The organism is Bradyrhizobium sp. USDA 336 (assembly GCF_044908355.1).
GTDB lineage: Bacteria > Pseudomonadota > Alphaproteobacteria > Rhizobiales > Xanthobacteraceae > Bradyrhizobium > Bradyrhizobium yuanmingense.
In genome coordinates this window covers 1,443,877-1,457,875 of sequence record NZ_JBIYDC010000002.1, presented here as the reverse complement: position 1 = coordinate 1,457,875, position 13,999 = coordinate 1,443,877, and the positions used below count along the sequence as shown (strand labels likewise).

The 13,999-nt window shown below is 65.0% G+C and carries 14 protein-coding genes; 3 read left to right on the top strand and 11 right to left on the bottom strand.

Annotation, left to right across the window (positions count from 1 at the left end):
• Window positions 1-11 precede the first annotated feature (11 nt).
• From ABIA45_RS07750 to eno, 11 genes are all read right to left on the bottom strand, one after another.
• Window positions 12-1,361, bottom strand: a complete 1,350-nt coding sequence (locus ABIA45_RS07750) for a pyruvate dehydrogenase complex dihydrolipoamide acetyltransferase (protein WP_271537784.1) — start codon at window positions 1,359-1,361, stop codon at window positions 12-14.
• A 63-nt stretch (window positions 1,362-1,424) separates the two neighbouring features.
• Window positions 1,425-1,877 carry a nucleoside deaminase gene (locus ABIA45_RS07745; protein ID WP_157283646.1) on the bottom strand — a complete coding sequence of 151 codons (453 nt, stop codon included), beginning with the start codon at window positions 1,875-1,877 and terminating at the stop codon, window positions 1,425-1,427.
• A gap of 2 nt (window positions 1,878-1,879) precedes the next feature.
• Window positions 1,880-2,182 carry a DUF5076 domain-containing protein gene (locus ABIA45_RS07740; RefSeq protein WP_008547332.1) on the bottom strand — a complete coding sequence of 101 codons (303 nt, stop codon included), beginning with the start codon at window positions 2,180-2,182 and terminating at the stop codon, window positions 1,880-1,882.
• Between the two features lie 3 nt (window positions 2,183-2,185).
• A complete protein-coding gene (locus tag ABIA45_RS07735) occupies window positions 2,186-3,568 on the bottom strand; it encodes a pyruvate dehydrogenase complex E1 component subunit beta (protein ID WP_271537779.1) in 1,383 nt (460 codons plus the stop codon).
• Window positions 3,569-3,596: 28 nt separating this feature from the next.
• Window positions 3,597-4,619 carry a pyruvate dehydrogenase (acetyl-transferring) E1 component subunit alpha gene (gene pdhA, locus ABIA45_RS07730; protein WP_404651594.1) on the bottom strand — a complete coding sequence of 341 codons (1,023 nt, stop codon included), beginning with the start codon at window positions 4,617-4,619 and terminating at the stop codon, window positions 3,597-3,599.
• Between the two features lie 363 nt (window positions 4,620-4,982).
• A complete protein-coding gene (adh, locus tag ABIA45_RS07725; protein WP_275499695.1) occupies window positions 4,983-6,500 on the bottom strand; it encodes an aldehyde dehydrogenase in 1,518 nt (505 codons plus the stop codon).
• A 151-nt stretch (window positions 6,501-6,651) separates the two neighbouring features.
• Window positions 6,652-7,611 (bottom strand): GAF domain-containing protein, encoded by a 960-nt coding sequence (locus ABIA45_RS07720; protein ID WP_404540936.1) that lies wholly within the window; start codon window positions 7,609-7,611, stop codon window positions 6,652-6,654.
• A gap of 201 nt (window positions 7,612-7,812) precedes the next feature.
• Window positions 7,813-8,130, bottom strand: coding sequence for a septum formation initiator family protein (locus tag ABIA45_RS07715; protein ID WP_025036496.1), 318 nt, complete (start codon window positions 8,128-8,130; stop codon window positions 7,813-7,815).
• A gap of 178 nt (window positions 8,131-8,308) precedes the next feature.
• On the bottom strand, window positions 8,309-8,860 hold the full coding sequence (locus ABIA45_RS07710) for an NADPH-dependent FMN reductase (protein WP_271537770.1): 552 nt from the start codon (window positions 8,858-8,860) through the stop codon (window positions 8,309-8,311).
• 204 nt (window positions 8,861-9,064) lie between these two features.
• Window positions 9,065-10,198, bottom strand: coding sequence for a zinc-binding dehydrogenase (locus tag ABIA45_RS07705; RefSeq protein WP_271537768.1), 1,134 nt, complete (start codon window positions 10,196-10,198; stop codon window positions 9,065-9,067).
• A gap of 46 nt (window positions 10,199-10,244) precedes the next feature.
• A complete protein-coding gene (eno, locus tag ABIA45_RS07700) occupies window positions 10,245-11,528 on the bottom strand; it encodes a phosphopyruvate hydratase (protein ID WP_157283638.1) in 1,284 nt (427 codons plus the stop codon).
• A gap of 174 nt (window positions 11,529-11,702) precedes the next feature.
• Here eno and ABIA45_RS07695 point away from each other — a divergent pair, with 174 nt between their 5' ends.
• The 3 genes from ABIA45_RS07695 to ABIA45_RS07685 are packed head-to-tail and all read left to right on the top strand — an operon-like array spanning window position 11,703 to window position 13,998.
• Window positions 11,703-12,680, top strand: a complete 978-nt coding sequence (locus ABIA45_RS07695; RefSeq protein ID WP_271537766.1) for a lyase — start codon at window positions 11,703-11,705, stop codon at window positions 12,678-12,680.
• Between the two features lie 40 nt (window positions 12,681-12,720).
• Window positions 12,721-13,185 carry a preQ(1) synthase gene (gene queF, locus ABIA45_RS07690; RefSeq protein ID WP_271537764.1) on the top strand — a complete coding sequence of 155 codons (465 nt, stop codon included), beginning with the start codon at window positions 12,721-12,723 and terminating at the stop codon, window positions 13,183-13,185.
• Between the two features lie 15 nt (window positions 13,186-13,200).
• Window positions 13,201-13,998, top strand: a complete 798-nt coding sequence (locus ABIA45_RS07685) for an extracellular solute-binding protein (RefSeq protein WP_404651589.1) — start codon at window positions 13,201-13,203, stop codon at window positions 13,996-13,998.
• The last annotated feature ends 1 nt before the right edge of the window (window position 13,999 follow it).

The window sequence follows — 13,999 nt, the reverse complement described above, 5'->3', positions numbered from 1 at the left end:
CTGCCGCCGCGTCAGACCATCATCATGACGGGGTTTTCGATCAGCTGCTTGAACGCGCCGATCAGCTCGGCGCCGAGGGCGCCGTCGATGGCGCGGTGATCGCAGGACAGGGTCACGCTCATCATGTGCGCGATCTCGATCTTGCCGCCGCGTACCACGGGACGTTCCTCGCTGGTGCCGACCGCAAGGATGGTCGCATGCGGTGGATTGATCACCGCGGTGAAGTGGCTGATGCCGTACATGCCGAGGTTGGAGACGGCGGTGGTGCCGCCCTGATATTCCTCAGGCTTCAGCTTGCGCGAGCGGGCCCGCGCGGCAAAATCCTTCATCTCGTTGGAGATGGTCGAGAGCGTCTTGGTCTCCGCTTTCCGGATGATCGGCGTGATCAGGCCGCCGGGCATCGCGACGGCGACGCCGACGTCGGAATGGTGGTGCTTGACCATGCCGCTTTCGGTCCAGCTGACGTTGCAGTTCGGGATCTTCTGCAGCGCGACCGCCATCGCCTTGATGACGAAGTCGTTGACCGAGATCTTGTAGAGCGGCTTCTTCTCCTTGTCCTTCGGCGCGGCGGCATTGATCTCCTCGCGGGCCGTGAGCAGCTTGCCGATGTCGCAGTCGATGGTGAGGTAGAAGTGCGGGACGTTCTGGATCGACGCGGTCAGGCGCTGCGCGATGGTACGGCGCATGCCGTCATGCGGGACGATGTCGTAGGAACCAGGCTCGAACAGCGACAGGATCTGCTTGTCCGACATGGTCGGCGCGATCGCGGGCGCGCCTGACGGCGCAGCAGCGGGCGCTTTCAGACCCTTGCCGGACTTGGCCTGCTCGACGTCGCGCGCGACCACGCGGCCGTGCGGGCCGGTGCCGTTGACCATGCCGACGTCAATGCCGGCTTCCTTGGCGAGACGCCGCGCCAGCGGCGATGAGAACACACGACCGCCGTGGCCATTGGCCTGCGCGGCCGGAGCTGCGGGCTGCGGCGCGGGCGCAGCTGCCGGCGACGCCGCGGCCTTGGGCGCAGCAGGCGCCGGCGCCGGCGCAGCAGCAGGTGCTTCAGCAGCTTTCGGCGGCGCGGCCGAAGCGCTGGGCTTGGCGCTCCCTGCAGCCTTCACATCCTCGCCCTCGCCGGCGAGCACCGCGATCACGTCGTTCACCGGAACGTCCTGCGTGCCCTCGGGCACCAGGATCTTGGCGATCGTGCCCTCGTCGATCGCCTCGACCTCCATGGTCGCCTTGTCGGTCTCGATCTCGGCGATGACGTCGCCGGACTTGACCTTGTCGCCCTCCTTCTTCAGCCACTTGGCGAGGTTGCCCTTCTCCATCGTCGGCGAGAGAGCGGGCATCAGGATGTTGATGGGCATGCTGACCTCAAGAAGAACTTTGCAAAACGTCGTCTTTCGACAGCGAAGACGAACAGACCAGGTTTAGTTGCCGATGTCGCCCTGCCACAGGCGCTCATTGGCGGGGATGGAGCGCCAATTCTTCATCATGGTTATGGAGCGGTCGTCGGCAAGGTCGATCCAGGGGATGCCGAACTTGTCGAGGATGTCCTTCGAGCCGGGGAAGGTGATGGACTCTCCGATCACCACCAGCTTGACCTTGAACAGCGCGAGCGCGCCGGCGCACATCGAGCAAGGCGACAGCGTGGTGTACATGACGGTGTCATGGAACGAGATCGCGCCGGCCTCGCGCAGGCAGCTCATCTCGCCATGCAGAATCGGATTGTTCTCCTGCACGCGGTTGTTGTGGCCGCGGGCGATGATCTTGTTGTCGCGCGTCAGCACCGCGCCGATCGGCAGGCCGCCCTGCGCGATCGAGGCTTCCGCCTCGCGGATCGCCTCCAGCATGAAATCGTAATGATGGGCTTCGATCGCCATGGTCAGTGCCCCTTGCCGCGCGGCGTGGTGGTGCCGGTGTCGGTGGGACGCTCGATCTCGGCCTGGAACATGTCGAGGATCCGGTTCAGCGCGTCCTCCTCGGTATATTCGCTCTCGCGCGCATAGGCGCGCGCGGCATGACGGGCGAGATCGACGAGCAGGAGACCCCACATGTCCGGCTCCTCGAAGGCGCGCTGGAACGCCATCGACAGCCCGCCGTCCAGCACGAACACGCGCAGGATCTCGACCGCGTCGTCGCGGGTCATGACGTCTGGCGGCAGTGGCTGCTCCTTGGGGCCTGCCATGGTCTACCTGTAGCAGACGGCTTTGGCGGCTTCGATGACGTCCGCCGCCGAGGGCAGCGCGAGCTTCTCCAGGTTCGCGGCATAGGGCATCGGCACGTCCTTGCCAGACACGCGCGTCACCGGCGCATCAAGATAGTCGAAGGCGTTCTCCATGATGCGCGCGGCGATCTCGGCGCCGACGCCGCTCTGGGCCCAGCCCTCTTCCACGGTGACGGCCCGGCCCGTTTTCTTGACCGAGTTGATGATGGTCTCGGTATCCATCGGGCGCAGCGTGCGCAGGTCGATCACCTCGGCCTCGATGCCGTCCTTGGCAAGCTCGTCGGCGGCCTTCAGCGCATAGGTCATGCCGTTCGACCAGGAGATGATGGTGACGTGGCTGCCGGCGCGGACGATGCGTGCCTTGCCGATCGGGATGATGAAATCGTCGAGCTTGGGCACTTCGCCGGTGTGACCGTACAGCACCTCGTTCTCGAGGAAGATCACCGGGTTGGGATCGCGGATCGCAGCCTTGAGCAGGCCCTTGGCGTCCGCGGCCGAATATGGCGCAACCACCTTGAGGCCGGGGACGTGCGAATACCACGCCGAATAGTCCTGGCTGTGCTGCGCGGCGACGCGCGCGGCCGCACCGTTCGGTCCGCGGAACACGATCGAGCAGCCCATCTGGCCGCCCGACATGTAGAGCGTCTTGGCCGCGGAATTGATGATCTGGTCGATCGCCTGCATGGCGAAGTTGAAGGTCATGAACTCGACGATGGGCTTGAGGCCGGTCATCGCGGCACCGACGCCGACGCCGGCAAAGCCGTGCTCGGTGATCGGCGTGTCGATCACGCGCTTGGCGCCGAACTCCTGGAGCAGGCCCTGGGTCACCTTGTAGGCGCCCTGATATTCGGCCACCTCTTCGCCCATCACGAACACGTCCGCGTCGCGGCGCATCTCTTCGGCCATGGCATCGCGCAGCGCTTCGCGGATGGTCTGCGTCACCATTTCGGTGCCGGCGGGGACTTCCGGATCGGGCTCGGCGACGGCCTGCGGAGCAGGCGCGGCTTTCGGCGCGGGCGCCTCGGCCTTTGCTGCGGCCGGCGGCGCGGACTCCGCAGCCTTCGCCGCCGCTGCGGGTGCCTTGGCGAGATCAGCCGCGCTCTCGCCGTCGGCGAGGATGGTCGCGATCGGGGTGTTCACCGCGACGTCGGCGGTGCCCTCGGGGATCAGGATCTTGCCGAGCGTGCCCTCGTCGGTCGCCTCGACCTCCATGGTCGCCTTGTCGGTCTCGATCTCGGCGATGACGTCGCCGGACTTGATCGTCTCGCCCTCTTTCTTCAGCCATTTGGCGAGGTTGCCCTTCTCCATCGTGGGCGACAACGCGGGCATCAGCACTTGAATTGGCATATCTTCTCCAAAGAAAGCTTGCGCGCGTTCAGCGGTACACGTCGGTCCAGAGCTCGGCGGCATCCGGCTCGGGATCATGCTGGGCGAAATCGGCGGAGGCGTTGACGATGTCGCGCACTTCGGCGTCGATCGCCTTGAGATCGGCCTCGCTGACCTTGGCGGCGAGCAGGCGATTGCGAACCTGCTCGATCGGATCCTGGTCGTGGCGAACCTTCTCGACCTCCTCGCGTGTGCGATATTTTGCGGGATCGGACATCGAGTGGCCGCGATAGCGGTAGGTCTGCATCTCCAGGATGAAGGGACCCTTGCCGCCACGGCACCAGGCCGCCGCCTCCTCGCCCGCCGCCTTCACGGCGCGGACGTCCATGCCGTCGACCTGCTGGCCCGGGATGTTGAATGACGCCCCGCGCTTGGAAAAATCCTGCTGCGCCGAGGCGCGCGAGACCGAGGTGCCCATGGCGTAGCGGTTGTTCTCGATGACGTAGATCACCGGCAGCTTCCAGAGCTCCGCCATGTTGAAGCTCTCATAGACCTGGCCCTGATTGGCCGCGCCGTCGCCGAAATAGGTGACGCTGACATTGTCGTTGCCGCGATAGTGGTTGGCAAAGGCAAGGCCGGTGCCGAGCGAGACCTGGGCGCCGACGATGCCGTGGCCGCCGTAGAAGTGCTTCTCCTTGCTGAACATGTGCATGGAGCCGCCCTTGCCCTTGGAATAACCGCCGCGACGACCCGTCAGCTCGGCCATCACACCGTTGGCATCCATGCCGGTCGCAAGCATGTGACCGTGGTCGCGATAGCCGGTGATGACCTGATCGCCCTCTTTGAGGGCCATCTGCATGCCGACCACCACGGCCTCCTGGCCGATATAGAGGTGGCAGAAGCCGCCGATGGCGCCCATGCCGTAGAGCTGGCCTGCCTTTTCCTCGAAGCGCCGGATCAGGAGCATGTCGCGGAGCGCCTTGAGTTCCTGCTCCTTCGTGAATTCCGGGGGCGAACCGCCGTCGGTCTTGTCCTGTGCAGCGCTTGCGGCGGCTTTCTTGGGTGCGGCCATGGGAATTCCGGGTCAGAGAAAACTTTCGCCCTCTCTAACCCAAGTCAAACGCCCTTGGAAAGCACCGCGGCGGCATGGCACGACTTTCATTATGCCGCACTGCAACGTGATCGAAATATTGCAAAATCTTTGGCGCTGATCGGGCAACAAATCTATGCGCGTCATCGTGCGCGCAGATTCGTGACCGGATCAAGAAGTGCTGCGCAGTCATCCTGCCGCCAAATCTCATAAATTGAGCGCTACAGCTTCCACGACGTCATGGCCGGGCTTGTCCCGGCCATCCACGCCTCGCCCCCGCGCACGAAGAACGTGGATGCCCGGGACAAGCCCGGACATGACGACCTCGTGAGTGCGGCTTCCCGATCAGAAGAAGCCGAGCTTCTTCGGGCTGTAGCTGACCAGGAGGTTCTTGGTCTGCTGGTAATGATCAAGCATCATCTTGTGGGTCTCGCGCCCGACGCCCGACTGCTTGTAGCCGCCGAACGCCGCATGGGCGGGATAGGCGTGGTAGCAGTTGGTCCAGACCCGGCCGGCCTGGATCTCCCGGCCGAAGCGGTAGCAGCGATTGGCGTCGCGGCTCCAAACGCCGGCACCCAGGCCGTAGAGCGTGTCGTTGGCGATCGCGAGCGCCTCTTCGTCGGTCTTGAAGGTCGTGACCGAGACGACGGGGCCGAAAATCTCCTCCTGGAAGATTCGCATCTTGTTGTGACCCTCGAACACGGTCGGCTGCACGTAGAAGCCGCCGGTGAGATCGCCGCCGAGATCGGCGCGTCCGCCGCCGGCCAGCACCTTGGCACCCTCCTGCTTGCCGATGTCGATATAGGAGAGGATCTTGCTGAGTTGCTCGCTGGAAGCCTGTGCGCCGATCATGGTGGTGGCATCGCGCGGATCGCCCTGCTTGATTGCCGCGACGCGCTTGAGCGCCCGCTCCATGAAGCGGTCGTAGATGTCGGCGTGGACCAGCGCCCGGCTCGGACAGGTGCAGACCTCGCCCTGGTTCAGCGCGAACATGACGAAGCCCTCGATCGCCTTGTCGAAGAAATCATCGTCCTCGGCGGTGACGTCCTTGAAGAAGATGTTCGGCGACTTGCCGCCGAGCTCCAGCGTGACCGGGATGAGGTTCTGGCTGGCATATTGCATGATCAGCCGGCCCGTCGTGGTCTCGCCGGTGAAGGCGATCTTGGCAATGCGCGGGCTCGACGCCAGCGGCTTGCCGGCCTCGAGGCCGAAGCCGTTGACGATGTTGAGCACGCCAGGCGGCAGCAGGTCGGCGATGATCTCGGCGAAGACCATGATCGAGGCCGGGGTCTGCTCGGCGGGCTTGAGCACCACGCAATTGCCGGCGGCCAGCGCCGGCGCGAGCTTCCAGCAGGCCATCAGAAGCGGGAAGTTCCAGGGTATGATCTGGCCGACCACGCCGAGCGGCTCATGGAAATGGTAGGCGATGGTGTCGTGGTCGATCTCGCCGATCGAGCCTTCCTGCGCACGCACCACACCGGCGAAATACCGGAAATGGTCGATCGCGAGCGGCAGGTCGGCGGCACGCGTCTCGCGGATCGGCTTGCCATTGTCCCAGGTCTCGGCAATCGCGAGGCGCTCGAGGTTCTCTTCCATGCGGTCGGCGATCCGGTTCAGGACCGCGGCGCGCTCGGCGACGCTGGTGCGGCCCCAGGCGGACTTGGCGGCATGCGCCGCGTCGAGCGCTGCCTCGATGTCCTGCGCGTCGGACCGCGCGATCTTGCAGACGACCTGGCCAGTCAGGGGCGAGGCATTGTCGAAATATTTCCCGGAGATCGGCGCGACGAACTTGCCGCCGATGAAGTTGTCGTAGCGTTCGGCAAAGGGCACTTTGGTGACGCTGAGGAATTCCACCTTGTTCATTGATCACTCCCGATGTTGCTGTTTGCGCTTGTCGTCGCCTGTTCGCGACTTGCGCAGACGATGATGCGGGAGGCGTTTTCTGTCAGCCCGGGTGGACGCGATCGCGGAGCGGACCTGTCGCAGTTCTGCGACAGTCGTGGCGCGGCGCCGCTCAGTGGTTCAGCTCGAACCGCTTGAGCTTCCGGTGCAGCGTGGCGCGGCTGACGCCGAGGGCCTTGGCGGCTGCGGAGACATTGCCGCCAGCGCGCAGCAGCGCGCGCTGCAGCACCGCACGCTGGCCACCGACAAGATGATCGCGCGCGGCATCGCCGCCGAGAAGATCGGCCGCGGGCACCGGCCGCAACGCACCGCCGGGCACGATGCCGAGCGCTGCCCGCGCGGAGCGCGTTGCGCCGATCACCAGATCGTCCGCATCGACCGCAACGAGGCCGCCGCAGCTTCCATCCGCCGCTTGTGTCAGCACGATGCGGGCATGGGCGAAGACCTTGCGAAACAGGTCGGCCTCGATCCGCCTGGCCGCCTCGCCTGCCGCGAGCGCGATCAGGCTGGCGAAGGCATCGGTGCGGTCGGCGCGGCAGGAGGAGACGTCGAGCACGCCCGCGAGCGCCGCCTCGTGATCGTAGATCGGAACGGCGGTGCAGCTCAGAAGCGTGTTGCGCGCAAAGAAGTGCTGGTCGCGATCGATGGTCAGCGGACGCTGCTCGACGAGGCAGGTGCCGATACCGTTGGTGCCCTCGTGCTCCTCGCTCCAGAGTGCACCGGTCCAAAGGCCCCAGGACTGAAACGTCGCATCGTCCGCCACCGTGCCGCGGCGATCGACCGGCACGCCCTCGCGATCGGCGAGCAGCACGCAGCAGCCCGCTGCGCCGACCGCCTGGTAAAGCCGGTCCATGGCGCCCTGGGCGGCCGCCAGAAGCGGCGCGATGCGCTCGCGCGCCTGCTGCAGCTCGGCTTCGGTCAGCCGCATCGGCGCGGCGTGGCCGCCGGGATCGAGATGATGCAATCGGGAGGAACGGCGCCACGAGGCCACGAGCGCGGACCGGGCCGCCTGGCCTGACGCGATGGCGGCCTCGACGCGGGCCGCGTGATGCCGGGGCATTGTCCCATTCACCACAGTTTCCTCCGGATATCGATTGTAGGACGCGCCGCTGCTCCCCGGTTGATCTACGTCAACTTCAGCCAGCGCCTGCAAATGGCATGAGCCCGCCGCGGCGCCGCCGTCAAGGCGACCGCCCGGTTCCGGAGTTACGACCTTCGCAGGAGGAGGCAGGTTGCCGGATCCCAGCAGCGGCTTTCGGAAGCTGCGGATGCGCTAATTCGCCGGGATCATCCGAACGAGATCGCGCGGATGGACATAGTCGAGCTGGAAGCGCGCCCGCTCGTCCAGCATGTCCGGGTCGATCTTCTCGGACCGCAACAGCGACACCCGTTGTTCGCTCCTGGCGCGCTCGCGCTTGAGCTGAGCCAGCTCACTGGTCAGCGCGATGATCTCCTGGTCGAGCTCTTGGCGGGCGTTGAGGCCGTATTTGCCGGTATAGGCGTTGACGCCGAAATAGCCGACGATCGCCGCCGCCATCGCATAGAGGGCAAGACCGGTCAGGATCGATTTCAGGCGCGCGCGGGAGACCATCTTCGGAAGATGGGACAGGTTGGTTAAGGGAGTGCTAATTGCCAGAACGAGGCACTATCCCCACGACGCGTCATGGCCGGGCTTGTCCCGGCCATCCACGTGCTTTGCCGGCGATAACGAAGAACGTGGATGCCCGAGACAAGCCCGGGCATGACGGAGCGTCGGCTTGGCCGGAAGCTCAACCCTGATTCTTCGCCACATGCGCGGCGAAGGCGTCGATATATTGCTGCAGCACCGTCTTGAGGGAGTCCTTGGTCAGGTTGCCCTCCGCATCGAAGGCATCGCCGACGCCACTGAGGTAGATTTCCGGCTGCTGGAGGACCGGACCAGAAATGCCCGGCAGAATGTTCTGCAGATGCTTGGCCGCGCTGACGCCGCCGAGCAGCCCCGGCGAATTGGAGACGATGCCGACCGGTTTGCCGAGGAACGAGCTCTTGCCATAGGGGCGCGAAGCGACATCGATGGCATTCTTCAGAACGCCCGGGATCGAGCGGTTGTATTCGGGCGTGACGAACAGGACGCCATTCGACGTCTTGAGCTTCTCGCGGAAGGCGAGCCAGTCCGCGGGCGGCGCGCCCTCTAGGTCCTGGTTGAAGAACGAGATGCCCGCCGGCGTGATCACCTCGAGCTTGAGCGAGGCAGGCGCGAGCTTGGCGAGCGCATTGGCGATCTTGAGCGAGAAGCTGTCCTTGCGCAGGCTGCCAGCGATCGTGACGATGTTGTAGGCCATTGGGTGTCCATTGAAGGCTTGAGCGGGAATGCCGGGACGGCACTTAAGCCATCCGGGCCAATAGATGCAAGTGCATGAACTGGTCCGATTTGGAAACGCTGCGTTTCTGGAAATGGGTCCGCGTGCCCTCCATCCGGGCCGATACAAAAAGGAATCAGGCCGCCAAGCGGCGGCCCGATGTGTCACGATAACCGTCCAAGCCGATCACTTGTTCGGGTTGATCAGGAATTTTTCGCCGGTTGCGCGCTTAGCGTAGACCGCGATGTTGGCGGGATCGAGCGCCTCGGCGAGCGACACCACCTTGGTGTAGTGGCTGGCGAAGGTGGTCTTGAGCTCGGATGCCACGCGCTGGCGCAGGCGGCCGATCTCGGCCGGGCCGATGTTCTGAAGGAATGGCGTGAGCAGCCAGCCGCCGACGCCCCAGCTGAGCCCGAACGAGCGGTTCAGCTCCGTGGGCCGGGTGTCGAGGCTGCCATAAATATAGACCTGCTTGTACACGTTGGAGCCGTAGCGGCTGTATTCCTTCGTGGTCTTGTTGGCCGCGATCTCCATCGCGGTCAGGATCTGGCTCGCCAGCTTGCCGCCGCCGATGGCGTCGAAGGCGATGGTGGCGCCGGTCTCGACCAGCGCGTTGGTGAGATCGTCCATGAAGCTGGGCGCGCTGGAATCCACGACGTATTTCGCGCCGATCTTGTGCAGGATGTCGGCCTGCTCCTTGTTCCTGACGATGTTGACGAGGCCGATGCCGTCCTTGATGCAGATCTTGTTGAGCATCTGACCGAGATTGGAGGCTGCGGCCGTGTGCACGAGCGCCTTGTGGTTCTCCCGCCGCATCGTCTCGGTCATGCCGAGTGCGGTCAGCGGATTGACGAACCAGGAGGCGCCGTCCGCCGCCGTGGTGCCCGGCGGCAGCTCCATGACGTCGCGGACCTTGAGCACGCGGTACTGCGTGTACATCCCGCCGCCGATCATCGACACCGTCTTGCCCATCAGGGCCTTGGCCGCATCCGACGATCCGGTCCTTATCACCGTGCCGGCGCCCTCGTTGCCGACCGGCAGCGACTGATCGAATCTCGCCGCCATCATCCGCATCGCCGCCTCCGGCATCGTGGCGGTGATGACCGGCATCTCCTTGGTGCCGGAGGCCTTGGCGGCCGACATGTCGGCGGGACCGATCAGGAGCCCGAGGTCGGATGGATTGATCGGGGTGGCCTCGACGCGAACCACGACCTCATCGTCGGCCGGCTCCGCGGTCGGGACCGTCACGAGAGACAATTCCAGCTCGCCGCTCTTCTTCAGCAGCGAACGCAATTCCAGTCCGGTCTTGCCGTCACTCATGTCGATCCTCCCCTGTCCTTCCGTTTGCGCGGATCGAGACGCCGGCTTACGCCAGCGCCTTCAGTGCCGCCTTGCCGCCATAGAGCGCCTGCTTGCCGAGCTGCTGCTCGATGCGCAGGAGCTGGTTGTATTTGGCGGTGCGGTCGGACCTTGCAAGGGAGCCGGTCTTGATCTGACCGCAATTGGTGGCGACCGCGAGGTCGGCGATGGTGGAATCCTCGGTCTCGCCGGAACGGTGCGACATCACCGAGGTGTAGCCGGCCTTGTGCGCCATCTCGACCGCGGCGAGCGTCTCGGTCAGCGTGCCGATCTGGTTGACCTTGATCAGGATCGAGTTGGCGCGGCCGGTCTTGATGCCTTCGGCGAGGCGCTTGACGTTGGTGACGAAGAGGTCGTCGCCGACCAGCTGGCACTTCTTGCCGATCAGGTCGGTGAGCTCCTTCCAGCCGTCCATGTCGTCTTCCGACATGCCGTCCTCGATGGTCACGATCGGGTAGCGCGCGACGAGGTCTGCAAGATACTTCGCCTGCTCGGAGATCGAGCGGGTCTTGCCCTCGCCCTCATAGACGTATTTGCCGTCCTTGAAGAACTCGGTCGAGGCGCAGTCGAGGCCGAGCATGATGTCAGTGCCCGCCTTGAAGCCGGCCTTGCCGATCGCGTTCATGACGAAGTCGAGCGCGGCGTCCGCCGACGGCAGGTTCGGGGCGAATCCGCCCTCGTCGCCGACATTGGTGTTGTGGCCGGCCTTCTTCAATTCGGACTTCAGCGTATGGAAGACTTCCGCGCCGTAGCGGAGACCTTCGGCGAACGATGATGCGCCGACCGGCAGGATCATGAATTCCTGGAAGTCGATCGGGTTGTCGGCGTGCACGCCGCCATTGATGATGTTCATCATCGGCACCGGCAGCAGGCGCGCGGAGGTGCCGCCGACGTAGCGATAGAGCGGCATGTCGAGCGAGTTCGCGGCCGCCTTGGCGCAGGCCAGCGAGACGCCGAGAATGGCGTTGGCGCCCAGCCGGCTCTTGTTCGGCGTGCCATCGAGGTCGATCATGATCTGGTCGATCTGGGCCTGTTGCTCGACGTCGAGGCCGCTCAGGGCCTCGAAGATCTCGCCGTTGACGGCGCCGACCGCTTTGGTCACGCCCTTGCCGAGATAGCGGGTCTTGTCGCCGTCGCGCAGTTCCACGGCCTCATGGGCGCCGGTGGAGGCGCCGGACGGAACCGCGGCGCGGCCAAGCGCCCCGTCCTCCAGCACGACATCGACCTCGACGGTGGGATTGCCCCGGCTATCGAGAATTTCGCGGCCGATGATGTCGATGATGGCGGTCATGATGTCCACTTCCGTTCGTTAGGGCTGATCGGTGCCGCGGGTCTTACACGGGCCGCAAGCAAATGTGAACGCTTGGACGCACCGCTCCGCCTGACGCGCAAGGCGCCTCAGAATATGCTCGACCGCATCTGGTCCGCGTGCCCAACCTCAATCTCAAACAGTCGGGGTAACGCCATGAATCGCCGCCAATTTCTTGCCTCAAGCGCCGCGCTGCTCGCCGCCCGCCCAGGTTTTGCGCAGGAAGGCGCGTTCCGGACGAGATACTACCCCATCAGCCCGGGTATCGGCCTGCACGATCTCACGCCCGCCCCTGACGGCACGATCTGGTTCACGGCGCAGGGCAAGGGCCTGCTCGGCAGCCTCGATCCACGCGATGGCCGCTTCAAGACGGTCAGCCTCGGCCAAGGCGCGGCCCCACACGGCGTGACCATCGGGCCCGACGGCGCGCCCTGGATCACCGAGGGCGGACAGAACGCGATTGCGCGGGTCGACCCTGCCGATCTCAAGGTGACGTTGTTCCGCCTGCCGGAAAGGTTCGCCTCCGCCAATCTCAACACCGGCGTGTTCGACAAGGATGGCACCTACTGGTTCACCGGCCAATCCGGCTATTACGGGCGGCTGTCTCCGAAGACCGGCGAGATGAATGTGTTCAAGGCGCCGAAGGGGGTCGGCCCCTACGGCATCACGGTCACGCCCAACGGTGATGTCTGGTACGCCTCCCTCGGCGGCAGCCATATCGCGAAGATCGACCGCGCGGGCGGCAATGCGACCGTGGTCGAACCGCCGACCCCGAACCAGGGGTCGCGGCGCGTCTGGTCGGATTCGAGGGGCCGGATCTGGGTCAGCGAGTGGAACAGCGGCCACGTCTCGGTGCATGATCCCGCCGACGGCTCGTGGAGGACCTGGAAGCTGCCGGGCGAACGTCCCCGCGCCTATGCCGTGTACGTCGACGACAAGGACAAGGTCTGGCTGACCGATTTCTCCGCCAATGCCATTGTGCGCTTCGATCCCGCCACCGAGAAGTTCAACGTCTTCGCCAGCGACAAGGCCAACGCCAATGTCCGCCAGCTCGACGGCCGGCCGGGCGAGCTTTGGGGCTGCGAGTCCGGCAACGATCGCATCGTCATGATCCAGACAATCGCCGCCGGTTGACGACGAGCCCGTTTGCGTCCATCCCGGCATCCGAAACAGGATGTTGACGACGATGGCGAAAAAGTCCCTCCAGCTCGGCCGCGCGGTCGAATGGCCGCACACGCCGGAAGAGGCCCAACTCGACCGCGTGCCCAATCCGCAGAAAGGCACGGATTATCTGATCCGCTTCACGGTGCCGGAATTCACCTCGCTCTGCCCGGTCACGGGCCAGCCGGATTTCGCGCATCTGATGATCGACTACGCGCCAGGCGCTTGGCTGCTGGAATCGAAATCGCTCAAGCTCTACATCGCGAGCTTCCGCAATCACGGCGCGTTCCACGAGGACTGCACCGTGATGATCGGCAAGCGTATCGCGTCGGAGATCAAGCCGAAATTCCTGCGCATCGGCGGCTATTGGTATCCGCGCGGCGGCATCCCGATCGACGTGTTCTGGCAGACCGGCCGCGTGCCGAAGGGCCTTTGGGTGCCCGAGCAAGGCGTCGCGCCCTATCGCGGACGGGGCTAGTTAGAGGCGAAGACGATGACATCAATCTCGGCAACATTCCGTAATTTGGCGCTAGGCCTCTTCGGCCTCCTCTTGCTGACCGGCACATCAGATGCCGCTGAGGTGCGGGTGATGATTTCGGGCGGGCTGACGGCGGCCTACAAGGCGCTCGTGCCGGAATTCGAAAAGACCAGTGGCCACAAGGTGCTCACCGAATATGGGCCGTCGATGGGAATGACCGCGAACGCGATTCCGGTCCGGCTCGAGCGCGGCGAGCCGGCCGACGTCCTGATCATGGTGGGCTATGCCCTCAGCGACCTCGCGAGCAAAGGCAAGGTCGTCGCCGGCAGCCAGGTCGATCTCACGAAGTCGCCGATCGGAATCGCGGTGAAATCGGGCGCGCCGAAGCCGGACATCAGCTCGGCCGATGCGGTCAAGCGCGCGCTGCTGGCGGCGAAGACGATCGCCTATTCCGATAGCGCCAGTGGCTTCTACGTCTCGACCGAGATGTTCGACAAGCTCGGCATTACTGAGTCCATGAAGGACAAGGCGCGCAAGATTCCGGCGACGCCGGTCGGCGAGATCGTCGCGCACGGCGAGGCCGAGCTCGGCTTTCAGCAGATCAGCGAGTTGAAGCCCGTCAAGGGCATCGACATCGTAGGTCCCCTGCCGGACGAATTGCAGAGGATCACGATCTTCTCGGCTGGGATTGCGACGGGCGCGAAGGAGCCGGAGGCTGGCCGCGCCTTGATAAACTTCCTCGCCTCCCCCGCCGCGCACGACGCCATCATCGCGAGCGGGATGGAGCCCATCGCGACCGGCGGGGCGAAATAAC

What these genes read in the sequence shown, in the direction of transcription:
- ABIA45_RS07695 (WP_271537766.1), top strand. Translation starts at nt 11,703, where the DNA reads ATGAATCGCCGCCAATTTCTTGCCTCAAGCGCCGCGCTGCTCGCCGCC.
- pdhA (WP_404651594.1), bottom strand. Translation starts at nt 4,619, where the DNA reads ATGGCCGCACCCAAGAAAGCCGCCGCAAGCGCTGCACAGGACAAGACC.
- ABIA45_RS07750 (WP_271537784.1), bottom strand. Translation starts at nt 1,361, where the DNA reads ATGCCCATCAACATCCTGATGCCCGCTCTCTCGCCGACGATGGAGAAG.
- ABIA45_RS07685 (WP_404651589.1), top strand. Translation starts at nt 13,201, where the DNA reads ATGACATCAATCTCGGCAACATTCCGTAATTTGGCGCTAGGCCTCTTC.
- adh (WP_275499695.1), bottom strand. Translation starts at nt 6,500, where the DNA reads ATGAACAAGGTGGAATTCCTCAGCGTCACCAAAGTGCCCTTTGCCGAA.
- ABIA45_RS07715 (WP_025036496.1), bottom strand. Translation starts at nt 8,130, where the DNA reads ATGGTCTCCCGCGCGCGCCTGAAATCGATCCTGACCGGTCTTGCCCTC.
- ABIA45_RS07710 (WP_271537770.1), bottom strand. Translation starts at nt 8,860, where the DNA reads ATGGCCTACAACATCGTCACGATCGCTGGCAGCCTGCGCAAGGACAGC.
- ABIA45_RS07705 (WP_271537768.1), bottom strand. Translation starts at nt 10,198, where the DNA reads ATGAGTGACGGCAAGACCGGACTGGAATTGCGTTCGCTGCTGAAGAAG.
- ABIA45_RS07735 (WP_271537779.1), bottom strand. Translation starts at nt 3,568, where the DNA reads ATGCCAATTCAAGTGCTGATGCCCGCGTTGTCGCCCACGATGGAGAAG.
- ABIA45_RS07740 (WP_008547332.1), bottom strand. Translation starts at nt 2,182, where the DNA reads ATGGCAGGCCCCAAGGAGCAGCCACTGCCGCCAGACGTCATGACCCGC.
- queF (WP_271537764.1), top strand. Translation starts at nt 12,721, where the DNA reads ATGTTGACGACGATGGCGAAAAAGTCCCTCCAGCTCGGCCGCGCGGTC.
- ABIA45_RS07745 (WP_157283646.1), bottom strand. Translation starts at nt 1,877, where the DNA reads ATGGCGATCGAAGCCCATCATTACGATTTCATGCTGGAGGCGATCCGC.
- eno (WP_157283638.1), bottom strand. Translation starts at nt 11,528, where the DNA reads ATGACCGCCATCATCGACATCATCGGCCGCGAAATTCTCGATAGCCGG.